The 12644-nt window shown below is 65.0% G+C and carries 12 protein-coding genes and 1 pseudogene; 2 read left to right on the top strand and 11 right to left on the bottom strand.

Features of this window, described 5'->3' with window-relative positions; translation table 11 throughout:
* From ACZY0Y_RS18445 to ACZY0Y_RS18485, 9 genes are all read right to left on the bottom strand, one after another.
* A partial coding sequence (locus ACZY0Y_RS18445) for an IS110 family transposase (protein WP_463959672.1) occupies positions 1 to 329 on the bottom strand: 329 nt, incomplete at its 3' end.
* Positions 330 to 808: 479 nt separating this feature from the next.
* Positions 809 to 1237 carry an IS3 family transposase gene (locus tag ACZY0Y_RS18450; protein WP_463959687.1) on the bottom strand — a complete coding sequence of 143 codons (429 nt, stop codon included), beginning with the start codon at positions 1235 to 1237 and terminating at the stop codon, positions 809 to 811.
* Positions 1207 to 1620 carry an IS3 family transposase gene (locus ACZY0Y_RS18455; protein ID WP_463959674.1) on the bottom strand — a complete coding sequence of 138 codons (414 nt, stop codon included), beginning with the start codon at positions 1618 to 1620 and terminating at the stop codon, positions 1207 to 1209. The genes ACZY0Y_RS18450 and ACZY0Y_RS18455 overlap by 31 nt, the downstream gene beginning before the upstream one ends.
* A 128-nt stretch (positions 1621 to 1748) precedes the next feature.
* Positions 1749 to 2048, bottom strand: coding sequence for a transposase (locus ACZY0Y_RS18460; RefSeq protein ID WP_463959676.1), 300 nt, complete (start codon positions 2046 to 2048; stop codon positions 1749 to 1751).
* A gap of 213 nt (positions 2049 to 2261) precedes the next feature.
* Complete coding sequence (locus ACZY0Y_RS18465; RefSeq protein ID WP_463959677.1) at positions 2262 to 2573, bottom strand: GNAT family N-acetyltransferase; 312 nt, start codon at positions 2571 to 2573, stop codon at positions 2262 to 2264.
* Between the two features lie 626 nt (positions 2574 to 3199).
* Entirely contained in the window at positions 3200 to 4135 is a 936-nt protein-coding gene (gene arcC, locus ACZY0Y_RS18470; RefSeq protein WP_463959679.1) for a carbamate kinase, read from the bottom strand.
* Position 4136: 1 nt separating this feature from the next.
* A complete protein-coding gene (gene argF, locus ACZY0Y_RS18475) occupies positions 4137 to 5183 on the bottom strand; it encodes an ornithine carbamoyltransferase (RefSeq protein WP_463886504.1) in 1047 nt (348 codons plus the stop codon).
* Complete coding sequence (locus ACZY0Y_RS18480; RefSeq protein WP_463886502.1) at positions 5180 to 6409, bottom strand: arginine deiminase; 1230 nt, start codon at positions 6407 to 6409, stop codon at positions 5180 to 5182. The genes argF and ACZY0Y_RS18480 overlap by 4 nt, the downstream gene beginning before the upstream one ends.
* A 53-nt stretch (positions 6410 to 6462) precedes the next feature.
* Positions 6463 to 7986, bottom strand: coding sequence for a YfcC family protein (locus ACZY0Y_RS18485; protein ID WP_463959680.1), 1524 nt, complete (start codon positions 7984 to 7986; stop codon positions 6463 to 6465).
* 1109 nt (positions 7987 to 9095) lie between these two features.
* Here ACZY0Y_RS18485 and ssb point away from each other — a divergent pair.
* Positions 9096 to 9401: pseudogene (ssb, locus tag ACZY0Y_RS18490) on the top strand (single-stranded DNA-binding protein); the annotation flags it as partial.
* A 58-nt stretch (positions 9402 to 9459) separates the two neighbouring features.
* On the opposite strand, the gene istB reads toward ssb, so the two are convergent.
* Positions 9460 to 10272 (bottom strand): IS21-like element helper ATPase IstB, encoded by an 813-nt coding sequence (gene istB, locus ACZY0Y_RS18495; protein ID WP_463959682.1) that lies wholly within the window; start codon positions 10270 to 10272, stop codon positions 9460 to 9462.
* On the bottom strand, positions 10269 to 11807 hold the full coding sequence (gene istA, locus ACZY0Y_RS18500) for an IS21 family transposase (protein WP_463959684.1): 1539 nt from the start codon (positions 11805 to 11807) through the stop codon (positions 10269 to 10271). The genes istB and istA overlap by 4 nt, the downstream gene beginning before the upstream one ends.
* 446 nt (positions 11808 to 12253) lie before the next feature.
* Here istA and ACZY0Y_RS18505 point away from each other — a divergent pair, with 446 nt between their 5' ends.
* A complete protein-coding gene (locus tag ACZY0Y_RS18505; RefSeq protein ID WP_463959685.1) occupies positions 12254 to 12394 on the top strand; it encodes a ParB family protein in 141 nt (46 codons plus the stop codon).
* Positions 12395 to 12644 lie beyond the last annotated feature (250 nt).

The raw sequence follows: 12644 nt of genomic DNA on the forward strand, positions 1-12644 counted from the left end.
GATTGGGCCGCTTGGTAGGCGTCCAGCGGATCGGATTTGCCCTTGAGTCGGCGCGCGGCCCGGTTCGGGCGGTTCACTTCCAGTACACAAAGACCTTCACCGCGCAGGGTCCTGGCGATTTCGGCCCCGTAGGATCCTGTTCCTTCGACCCCTACGGCAGTGACCGTGCCGTGGCTGGTGATGAACTCCACGATCTTCCGGTATCCGGATCCCACGGCCAGGAATTCCCTGTCCGCGAGCGGCTTGCCGTGCTCGTTGATGACGGCCACGTAGTGTGTGTCGGCGTGAGTGTCGATACCGGCGATGACGTTGGTTGTTTCGGTTGCCAAGATGGAAGTTGCCCCCAGTCGAGATCAATGGCTGATGAATGGGGCGCGGGCCAGGGGGGCAGACAAAACGGTAATGGGACTGGTCGAATCAGGCTCCTATAAAGTCATGTCCGCCTGGCGCCACACCCCCTTAGACGGACCTTGAGCCGGCGGACAAATCGTCGGTAAGACAGTGCCGCCAGGCGCGTCAGTTTTTTGCTGAGTCACGCCGGCTCAAGACCATTTCCAGTATTACCGTTTTTGGTTGCTGTCCTTATGGTGTTGACGGGTGGTTCCGTGGTCGTTGTAGAGTCGTGGCTACCCGGGGGAGGCGGGTATGGCTTTTGTTGCTGTGGCCGGACGATCCAGATCGTGACGGCTTCGAAGGATTGGCCGCCCGCCGCCCCGCGATGACCCGACCGCTGATTGAGAGACGCGACTTGAATCGCCGGATAAGGACACGACGGCGCGGTTATCTGCCGGGTTCGACCCTGCGCTCGTCAAGTTCTTGAGACAGTTTCGTAGTTGATTCGGTTTACGCGGCCAGGGATTCCTGGCTGCGGGTCTGGTGGGCGGCCAGGGCCGCGGCTGGCGGTATGCCGCCGGCCCTGCGGCTCGGCCGGCGGCGGGTTGTACCAGGCTTCGATGTATTCCATGACAGCGGTCCTGGCAGCCAGCCTGTTGCTGAAGCGTTCATGGTGGTACATCTCGGTCTTCAGGTGCGAGAAGAAATTTTCGGCGACCGAGTTGTCCCAGCACACCCCGACGGCTCCCATGGACTGGGTAATGCCGTTCCCGCCGCACCATTTCTGGAATTCGTCCGAGGTGTATTGCGACCCGCGGTCGGAATGAAAAATGACGTCTCCGCCGGCGAGGTAGCCGTGGTCGCGGCTCATTTTCAGGGCGTTGGTGCAGAGCCGGGCGCGCATATGGTCCACCCGGTGACCATGCCCGTGCACAGGTCGATCACGGTGGCCAGATACAGCCACCCCTCGCCCGTGCGCAGGTACGTGATGTCTCCGACCAGGCGGGTTCCGGGTGCCGTGGCAGTGAAGTCACGCTTCCCCTGATCGTCGAGCATGTGGTTGGAGATATGCGCGGTTTTCGCCTGCGGATCCTGCACCGTGGTCTGCTTCCACGCCCGGGTGCGCACCGCACGAAGGCTGTTTTCGCGCATGATCGCTCCGACGGTCGGCGCCGAAACCTTCGTGCCCTGCGCGTTGAGCATGAGGGTCAGCTGGTCACGGCCGGCACGGCCTTTCTCCTTCTCGAACAGGCCGGTGACCTCATTAACCAGTTCCTGGTGCCGCACGGCCCGCGGCGAGGGACCGGCGGGTCTACGCCACCGATAGAACGATGCCCTGGAGACCTTCAGGACCCGGCACAGCCACGCGACCGGGTGGTTCGCCTTCTCCGCTTCGATGAATCCGTAGAAGTCCTCTACGGTTGCTTCGCGGCAAAGAAGGCGCTGACTTTTTCCAGGAAATCGACCTCAGCCTTCAGCCTCGAATTCTCAGCCAGCGTCTTCTGGTGTTCTTCCCACGGAACCGGGCCCCTGGTCCCGGCCTGCTCCGACGCCTCGGGATGCTCCTGCCGGTACTTTCGTACCCAGTTCCCCAGCGTGCTTTCTTTCACCCCGATCTCCTGGCAGACCTGCTTCACCGGGCGTCCGGAAGTCAGGACAAGACGAACGGATTCATCGCGAAACGCGGCATCGAATTTCCTATGCTGTGTGGTCATCTAAAACGGAGGCTCCAATCAAGCTGTCTCACAAAACCATACGGCCGCAATCCATCGCTTGGCGCGTGTTGGCCGTTGACGTCCTGATGTTCTCCAGCATCGCGCGCAGCCGTTCTTCTGTCGTGGGAGCCTCGGTGTACATGGTGTCCTCCTTGCTTGTGGTCCTGGTGTCAGGTCCGTGGGGCGACTCTGTCGACGGGTGCGTCGCAGGAACTAAAGGCCCGGTGTGCGCCGTTCCATCAGGACGGTGTCCCGCCATTGCCCGGCAGCGGGACCGTGGGCCATCCGGGCAATCTTCTCCCGTCGCCCCACGACCCTGAATCCGTGGGCGAGGTGCAGCTTCAGGCTCGCCTCGTTCTCAGGAAAAATGCTCGCCTGGATGGTCCAGATTCCGTCTTCCTCCGTCGAGGCAATCAAGGACCGGAACAACGCTGAACCTATCCGCCGGCCGCGAACTGCCTCGGAAACGTAGATGGAGTATTCGACGACGCCGGAGTACACCGGACGGGCGGAAACGGCGGACACGCCGCTTCCCTGGTTGGGATGTCTGCGTGGGTGCGGGCGGTGTAGGCAGACATCAGGGTTTCTTGTACAGGGCTGCTGCTCCGCGCTTTCGGAGATATCCTCCAAAAGCAGTCGTGCTTTTTCCATAATCGACGAGCTGGCTAACGAGCTTGCTACCGCACAGATGCCCGTCCGGAGCGTCTTGAAACCCCAACATCGAGCCAAGACCCGACAGACAACACAGAACGAAAGAACTGTTACAGGCGTTCCAGCCATCGCTCGGCGAGGTTCAGCGCCGCTGCCTTTACGCCCAGGTCAACGAGCCAGAGCCGTTAGCGTCGGATCCTGTTCCATTGTTCGTGACGGGCCAACTCGGTGACCGAAAGTTCCCTACGACACCGGCCAGGAGAGCCGCGCGGAGAGCAGTCTCGCGGCCCTGCGCACCATGTCGGTGGAGTCGCAGAACCGCTGGGGTGCCGCCAGCGATCGCGACGTGCGCCGTGGCACCGCTCACGACGCACCCGCTGCTGTGCCGGCCTTGAACAGCGCATCAGCCGTGATGCGCTGTTCTTGCCGCGACGAGGGCGCCGCCCACGACTCGTCGATGTTGAGGTAGCGCCACCTCAAGAGTTCACTCGCCTTGGTCTTCACGATCGGCGCTCGATGCCGGCGACGTCGTTGCTGACAATCGTCCCTGCTGTCCCGGTGAACATCGCGTCGATGTCCCGCAACGAGCCGATGACGGCCCTCCCACCCGTCTCACGTGCGAACTGGGTAGCTGCCTGCACCTTTGGCCCCATGGACCCAGCGGGGAAGTCACCCGCTGCGAGCGCGTCCGGGTGCGCCTTGGCGATCAAGCGCTGGTCCGGGCCGCCCCAGTCCGCGTAGACACCGTCGACGTCGGTCGCGATGACCAGGACGTCGGCCTTGAGATCCCGCCCCAGCACGGCGCTAGCGAGGTCCTTGTCGATGACGGCCTCGATGCCGACCACAAGGTCGGTGACCGGGTCGTAGGTGATCGGCACCCCTCCCCCACCAGCGCAGATGACGACGCCCCCCTTCTCAAGTATCCACTGGATCGGCTGGGTCTCGAGGATCCGCAACGGCACCGGTGACGGGACGACGCGACGCAAGCCCGTGCCGTCGAACTTCAGTGCCCATCCGTGCTGCTCTGCCGCGGCATCAGCCTCGGTGGCGTCGTACACCGGTCCGACGAACTTGGAGGGGTCCTGAAACGCGGGATCGGTCGGATCGACCAACGTCCTCGTCACGAGGGTGGCAATCGGCCGTTCGTTGCCGATCCGGTTCCCCAGCTCCTGCTCGATGAGGTAGCCGAGCATCCCCTCGGTTTGGGCACCGAGGACGTCGAACGGGTACGCGCTGACCCGGTCGTAGGACGCGGCTTGCAGCGCGAGCAGGCCGACCTGCGGTCCGTTGCCGTGGGAGACGACGAGGTCGTGCTCCCGCGCGATCCCGGCCAGGGGAACGCAGGCCTCGGCGATCGCAGCGCGCTGGCCAGACACCGACATGGGCTCCCCGCGACGGAGGATGGCGTTGCCGCCGAGGGCGACGACGACTAACACGTCAGGCGTCCGTGAGGGTGGCGACGAGGATGGCCTTGATGGTGTGCATCCGATTCTCGGCCTGGTCGAAGACGATGGACCGGTCGGACTCGAAGACGTCGTCCGTCACCTCTAGGCACGTGCGTCCGGTCTTGGCGTAGATCTGCTCGCCCACCTCGGTGCGCCGGTCGTGGAACGCCGGCAGGCAGTGCATGAACTTCACGTCCGGGTTGCCGGTCTGCTCGAGCATCCTGGCGTTGACCTGGAAGTCCGACAGCAGGGCGATGCGCTCGTCCCACGCCGTCTTCGGCTCGCCCATGGAGAGCCAGACGTCGGTGTACACGAAGTCGACCCCGTCAACGCCTGCAGCGACGTCGCCCGTCTCGAGGATCGTGGCTCCAGTCCGCTCGGCGATCTCTGCCGCGGCGGCGATCACGGAGTCGGGATTCCTGAGGCTGGGCGGGGCCACCATCCGGACGTCCATGCCCATCATGGCGCCGGCCACGAGCAGCGAGTTCGCCGTATTGTTGTGGGCATCACCGCAGTAGGCGAAGGAGATCTGGGCGGCCGGCTTGTCGGTATGCTCGAGCATGGTGAGCATGTCGCACAACGACTGGGTGGGGTGCCACTCGTCGGTCAGCCCGTTCCACACCGGAACCCCGCTGGAGCTGGCGAGCTCCTCGACGCTCTCTTGGGAGAACCCGCGGTACTCGATGCCGTCGAACATGCGACCGAGCACCCGGCCGGTGTCCTTCACCGACTCTTTGTGCCCCATCTGCGACCCCGAGGGGTCGAGGTAGGTCACGTGGGCGCCCTGCTCGTGCGCGGCGACCTCGAAGGCGCACCTGGTGCGGGTGGACGTCTTAGCGAAGATGAGCGCCAGGTTCTTGCCCTCGAGGCGCTGGTGCTCGTCCCCGGCGGCGCGTTCGGTCTTCAGCGCGCTGGCGAGGGTAAGCAGCGCATGCCACTCGGCGACGGTGACGTCGAGCTCCTTGGTAAAACTTCGTCCCCCCATGCCAAGGGGGCCGAGGGACGGGGCGTCGGTGGGCGAGGCCGCGGTGGGGGTCATGCCGAGACCCCGTCCCGCACGATGGGACACGTCATGCAGCGTGGGCCGCCTCGGCCGCGTCCCAGCTCGGACCCGACAACGGGGATGACTTCGATGCCGTTCTCGGCCAGGAAGGCATTCGTCGTCGTGTTCCGTTCGTACCCCATGATCACGCCAGGCGAGAGCGCCAGGAAGTTGTTCCCGTCGTCCCACTGCTCGCGCGCGGCGCCCATGCGCGTCGTCGGCACCTTGAGCACGCGCAGCTTGTCCACTCCGATGGTCTCCGCGATTGTGCTGAACAGCTCGGCGTTCTCCTTGACGCGGTAGGAACCTTCGCCGCCGTCGGGCGTCAACGTGAACGATCGAAGTTCCGCCGGCAGGTATGGGTAGACGCAGAACGCGTCCTTGTCGATCATCGTCATCGCCGTGTCGAGGTGCATGAAGGCGCGTGACCTCGGCAGCTCCACGACGATGATCTGCTTCGCTGTCCCGGTCTCGAACAGTCGCCGGGCTAGCACCTCCACGCCCTGGGGGCTGGTGCGCTCCCCCATGCCGATCATGACCGCCCCGTTGCCGATCACGGTCACGTCGCCACCCTCGACCGTGGCGGGCTCGTGGACCAGTGCGTCGTTGCCGTAAAGGAAGGGGAAGTCCGCGGCCGCGAACATCGGATGGAAGTTGTACATGACCTGGGAGTTGATCGTCTCCCGCTTGCGGGCCGGCTTGGACATTGGGTTTACCGACACTCCGCCGTACATCCAGGCGGAGTTATCGCGCTGGAACAGGTGGTTGGGCAGCGGCGACAGCAGGAAGTCCTCGTCGCCGAGGTACTCCATCAGCAGGCTGGACACCTTCAGCCTCGAGGCGATCTCCCGCTTGAGCACGCCACCGATCATCATGTCGGCGAGCTCTGCTGCCGGTGTCTGGTTGACGAGCTCGTCCAGGGGTGCGTCGAGGGCGGGCCCGAAGCGCGCCGCCGTGGTCAGCTGGCCCTGCAGGAAGTCGCGAGCGCCCGGCTGGTCGATCGCGGTCGCGAGCAGGTCGCTGAAGTAGTGCACCGAGGTGCCCCTGCCCCGCAGCTGGTCAACGAAGCCGTCGTGCTCTTCGCGGGCCCGCTCGGCCCACATCACCTCGTCGAACAAGAGTGACTCGACGTTGGCGGGAGTCAGGCGGGACAGCTCGCTACCGGGCCGATGCACGATCACTTCGTGCAGCTCGCCCACTTCGGAATCGACGTGGAAGGTCATGGTGGTGCTCCTTGGGCGCGGACGGATGGGAAAGAAGGCTCGACCCGGGAGGGTCAGAGCAGGGAGCCGATGGAGATGAACGCCAGGCAGATGGCCAGCAGGACGAGCAGCAGCGGGGCGATGAACCGCAGGTACTGGTCGTACCTGACCTTTGCCAGCGCAAGCCCGCCCATGACCACGGCCGACGTGGGGGTGATGAGGTTGACGATACCCGAGGCGGACTGGAAGGCCGTGATCACCATGGCCCGCGAGACGCCGGCGAAGTCGGCAAGCGGCGCGAGGATCGGCATGGCGACCGCGGCGTGACCGGAGGTCGACGGGATCAGGAAGGCGAGCGGGATGTTGAGCAGGAACATCAGTCCTCCGAAGACGCCCGCGGAGGTGTCGCTGACCGCATCCTCCATGGAGTGCAAGACCGTGTCCGTGATCTGGGAGTTGTTCATGATGACGGTGATGCCGCGGGCCAGCACGATGATCAGACCGACGCCGATGAAGTCGCCGGCACCGCGGACGAAGGTGTCCGTCAGCCCCTTCTCCCCCAGGCCGCCCACGAGTCCGACGATGATCGCCATGACGATGAACAGGGCTGCGAGCTCGGGGAAGTACCAGTCGAGCTGCCAGGTGTAGCTGCTCGCCTTGGGGCCGCCGATGACCTGCGCCCAAGGGACGATGGCGAAGATCATGAGGGCGAAGGTCGAGCCCACGATGGCCAGGACGACCTTCTGCCGGGTCGTCAGCTCAGGCGCGGCACCGATACCCAGCGCGGCCAGCTCGGCGTCCCCCTCGGCGGCGCTGGCGCGGGAACGCGTCGGGTCGGCCTTGACCCGCGCGGCGTACCGCAGGACGAAAAGGACCCCGATCGGCACGAGGACGACGTACATGAGGAGCCGGAACCCGATGCCGTCGCCAATAGAGATACCGGCCGCCTCAGACGCGACCCCGGTCGCGAAGGGATTGACGGTGGACGCCAGGACTCCCACCCCCGCGCCGACGAGAATCGTCGCGGCGGCCACCATGCGGTCGTAGCCGAGCGAGAGCATCAAGGGGATGACGAGCGCGTAGAAGCCTAAGGTCTCCTCCGCCATGCCCTCCGTGGTCCCGCCTAGAGAGAACAGCAGCATCAGGATAACGATGACGATCACGCCGCGTGACTGGAACCGCTGGGCGACACGGGCGATGCCGGCGTCGATGGCGCCGGTCCGCATCGACATGGTGATGAACACGCCGATGGCGAGCACGAACAGGAACACGCCGACTGCCCCGAACAACTTCCCTGACTCGTACGGTCCGATGAAGCCACCCTCTGCGGCCTTCACCCCGTACAACCCGTTGACCGGGGCGAGGAAGAGCTGCATGAGGCGGTCGCCGAAGCTTAGCCCGGCGTCAACCCCTCCGTAGCTGCCGGGGATGGGGGCACCGGAGTCGTCGAGTTCGTAGGCTCCTGTGGGGACGACGAAGGCGAGCAGCCACACCCCGACGGTAACGATAAAAAGCACGGTGAAGGCGCTCGGGAAGTGCCACGTGCGGCGGCCGAGCTTGCCCGGTGCCGTCGTGTCGTCGTGGATCTTGCCTGACATGATATCTCCGATATGCTCAGGGCAGATTGGGACATTATAGCCCGAATCGGCGAATAGTGGAAATCTGCGACGAAACTCACCAATAGTGCTCGCGAAACGGGGTGCATGCCTCATTTGTGAAACGCTCGCGAAATCACGGGCCGCTCCGGGCTCGGCGGTGACGATGAGGGATGGACCTGTCGATGGCAACGCGTAGGGAAATCACGAAGAAGTACGCAACCGATTATGCGAAGTCGTCGAAGAACGCCAAGGGGCTGATCCTGGACGAGCTCGTGGCTGTGACGGGGTGGTCCAGGGCCAACGCCCGCCGGGCACTGTCCACCGCCCGGAAGCGTAAAGGCCCCGCGAAATCCGTGACACGGCAGCCGCGGGGACGGACCTACGGCTATGACACCCGGAAGGTCCTGATCAGTGTGTGGCGGCTCGCCGGGATGCCATCGGGTAAGTATTTGTCCGCGACCATGGACCTGTGGCTGCCTAAGCTTCAGGCCTTCGGGGAATTGGACGCGAAACGGCTGACACCGGCAGTGGTCGGGCAGCTGATGACGGTCTCCGGGGCCACGATCGACCGACTCCTCAAGCCCACCAAGGACGCAGCCAAACCCAAAGGCCTTTCTGCGACGAAAGCCGGGCCGCTGCTGCGCAACTCGATCACCGTCCGCAAAGCGGGGGACGAACACGAACAAGCACCAGTGTTCCTCGAAGCCGACATGGTCGTCCACTGCGGCCCCACTCTGGCCGGTGAATTCGCCAGGACCCTGAGCGCCACGGACGTGTTCACCGGCTGGACCGAGAACATCACGGTCCGCAACGGCGCGCACAAATGGGTGCTTGCAGCCATAGACGAAATCGTGGCCCGGCTGCCGTTCCCCCTGGTCGGACTCGACACCGATAACGGCGGGGAATCCATCAACTACGCCCTGATCGCATGGGCCGGTGACAAAGACATCTACTTCACCCGCTCCCGGCCGTACAAGTCCAACGACAACGCCCACGTCGAGCAGAAAAACGGCGATGTGGTCCGCCGGCATGCCTGCCACTACCGCTACGACACAGCCGCGGAACTCAAACTCCTCAACGCCCTCGTCCGGGTCCGGCTGAACCTCTTCGCCTCCACTCCCCGCACGTTCGACCGGGCCTCCAATGAGTGGAAGGACGGCGAAACACTCTTCCTCCGGGCAGCGGTGTGGCGCGAAGCTGCCGAGAATGTGGCCCAGTCCCTGACCAAGGGCATGCGCGTCATCGTCACCGGCCGGCTCAAATCCCGATCCGACGAAACCAAGGAAGGGGAAAAGCGGACCGTGATCGAACTCGAAGTGGACGAAATCGGCCCCTCCCTCCGATATGCAAATGCGAAAATCAACCGCACTCAGCGCAGCAGCGCCCAGGGCGGGCAAGGGGCCGGTGGGAATAGCAAGTTGATTTGGCCCCGGGTTCGCCGCTTGTTTTGGCCCCACCCTGTTGGTGTTCCGGTCAGTTTTGCCGGGACTTGTTGGTGATGGTCTGCTGGGTGGTTTTCAGCCGGTAGGAATCGGTGCCGGTGTTGATGATGTGGCCGCGGAAGGTCAGCCGGTCCACGACCGCCGCCGCGAGGCGCGGGTCGGTGAACGTCTGGCCCCACTCGCTGAACGGCGTATTGCTTGCGCAGGCGATGGACGCCCGTTCTTCCCTGGCCGTGATGATTTGGAACAAAAGCTCGGCGCCGTGGGTATCGAGCTTGACGTAGCCGACCTCATCGAGGCAAAGGAGATCCAGGCGCGCGTACTTGCCCACCAGCCTCGATAGCTCCTTGTTGTCGGCGGCCTCGACGAGTTCGTTGACCAGCGCCGCCGTCGTGATGTAGCGGACCCGCCGTCCCTGCTCGGCGGCGGCAATGCCCAGGCCAATGAGCAGGTGTGTTTTCCCGGTTCCGGAATTGCCGAGGAGTACCAGCGGTTCCCCGGCATCGATCCACGCGCCGGAGGCCAGGTGCGTCAGGGTCGCCGGGGGCAGGTCCGGGATCTGGGCCAGGTCCAGGTCTTCGAGGCGTTTGCTGCGCGGGAACTTCGCTTCCTTGATCCGCTGTGCCCGGGCCCGGGCCCGGTTATCGCGTTCCTCGCATTCATAGGTCAGGACCTCGGCAAGGTATGCCTGGTGGCTGAGGCGCTGCCGGGCGGCTTCGGCGGCCATGGACCCGGCGACCTGCGCGGTGCCGGTCAGATACAGGGTTTTGCAGGCTGCGCCGATCGCCGCCGCGGCGGCCGGCTCACTCAGCTGGCCCATGGACGGTCCCTGCCCGGCGCTCATCGGGCACCCGCCGCGGCCAGCAGCCCGTCGTAGCCGGCCAGCGAGGGCTCCCAGCGGTCGGGCAGGTGCCTGATCCGTCCGGCAACTTCATCAGGTATCGCCGCCGGGACGTGGTGGACGCTCTGGCTGGCACGGGCGTGGATGGCCAGATGATCGGTGTCGAAGTCCCCGGTCGTGACGGCGTTCGCCATCGCGCCGGTGACCGCCGCCGCCGGCAGGGTCCGGGCCAGCAGCAGGACCTCGATCAGGGCTTTGGTGCCGGCTTTGTCGCCGAGCGCGGCCCGGGCCCTGTCCCAGAATTTCTGGTGGGCTCCGGTGAAGGACCCGGAGGCGCGGGCGGCCATCAGCGCTGTTGTTCCGGCCAGGGCGCCGGGTTTGCGGGTGAGGACCTCAAGATAGTGGTCCAGTTCCAGCACGTAGGAATACTTGTGGATGGCCCGCACGTGGGACGCGATCCGGGCGCCTTCGGCGAACATGTCAATGCTGCGGGCCCCGAGCCGGACGCTGACCCGGCGTCCGGCATAGCGGGCCGGGACCGAGCAGTAGGACTGGCGGACGCAGACCTGGGACTTGTGGTCGGCCTTGAACGAGAACGTCGAGGCGGCCTCGAACGTGTCCGCCGGCAACGGCCGGAGCATGGCGGCTTCCTCCGCTGCCGCGGCACCGACGGTGACGGGACGGCCGGTGATGACGCGGTGGTCGTCTTTGACATCGCAGCCGGCCATATACGCGTTCAGCCCGGCCAGGGTGTCGAACTCCGGGACGGGGGTCAGCCAGCGGCGGCGGAACCGGCCGGCTTCGCCTTCGACGCCGCCTTTTTCGTGGGCCCCGTCGATGCCTGGCAGGCAGAAGAACGAGTCGAACCCGTAATGGGAGCGCAGGGCGATGAAGCGTTCGTTTTCCAGCCGTTCCCGGTCCAGGATCACCCGGATCACGGCGGGTTTGAGGTTGTCGTAACGGATCATCTTCGCCGGGATCCCGCCGAACCGTTCGAACGCGGTGTTATGCCCGTCCAGAAAGGATTCCTGGGCCTGGTTGGCGTAGGCGACGTGCACGGCGCGTCCGGAATAGGACAGGCGCATCACGAACATGAACAGCTTCACCTGTGCGCCGCCGATCACGGCCTGGAACTCGCCGAAGTCGACCTCGGCTTCCCCGCCCGGGGCATGGGTCTGCGGGACCGCGACGTCAGCCGGAGTGCTGACGAGCTCGCGGCGGATCCTGGCCACGCCGTGAGCGACCGTGGACTCGGCAACCACGGCGCCGTGTTCATCGACCAGGCGCTGCCAGATCCGACGGGCCGTGTGACGCTGTTTGCGCGGCGCTTTCTGGTCGGCGGTCAACCAGGCCCGGATGGTGTCCTCCCAGGGCCCCAGCTTCGGAGCCTTCCGCTCGGGCGTCTTCCGTGCCGGCGGCGTGGCCTCTGCCAGAGCGGCCCGGACGGTGCGGCGATGGACGCCGTGCACCCGTGCCAACTCTCTGATCGACATATCTTTATCCCTCGCATCAAGGCGGATACGCTCGAATTGCTTCACTCTCGATCTCTCCTTCAAAACCCGTTCCGTTCTCTTCGTCTTGGGGGACAAAAAGAACGCTACGGGCGGGTCGAGAGTGGGGCCATTTCAAACGGCTAAAAGTCCCCTAAGTGGGGCCATTTCAAACGGCTAAAAGTCCCCTAAGTGGGGCCATTTCAGAGTGCCATACCCAGGCCGGCACCTTCGGCAACCAGGGGAACACCAACCCGGCAGGGCAATCCGCCCCGCAGGAGGATCCTTGGGCCACACCACAGACCACCAGCACCGCCGGCGGCTGGGGCAACGGCCCCGACTCCGAACCCCGTTCTGAAATGAGTGCCGCGACCCATGCCTAAACCGACGTCGCATATCACCCCGTACTTCACCGAGGAGCAGGCCGACCAGGTACGCGCAGCCCTCCAAGCCGCCGGCCCCTGGAAGGGTACGCGTCACTCTCTGATCTGGTGGTGGCCGCGACGATGCGGGAAGTGAAGCGCCTCCAGCGCAAACACAACGGCGGCCGCAAATGGGCCGGCGTACCCGCCGGGACAATGCGCCCGGGGCGGCGCACCCGCGCCGAAACCGCAGCCAGCCAGGACAGACCATGACCACCCACCGCACACCCCGCCGGAACGTCTGGATGCTCGCGGCCACCGCCGCGTTACGGCAAAACCATCAGCCAGGCACCCGTGACCATGGACTCCCTCTACGCCCATAACGGGACCATGGTGGAAACCACCCTAGCCGCAATACCGTTTACTTAGCGTCTGTTCTGTTAATGTTGGTGTATGGCTCGCAGCGGATGGATTAAGCCCGAAACCCCGGAACGTTTGAGTGATCACGTCTCCCTGGGGGTTT

This window comes from Pseudarthrobacter kochi (genome assembly GCF_055412805.1).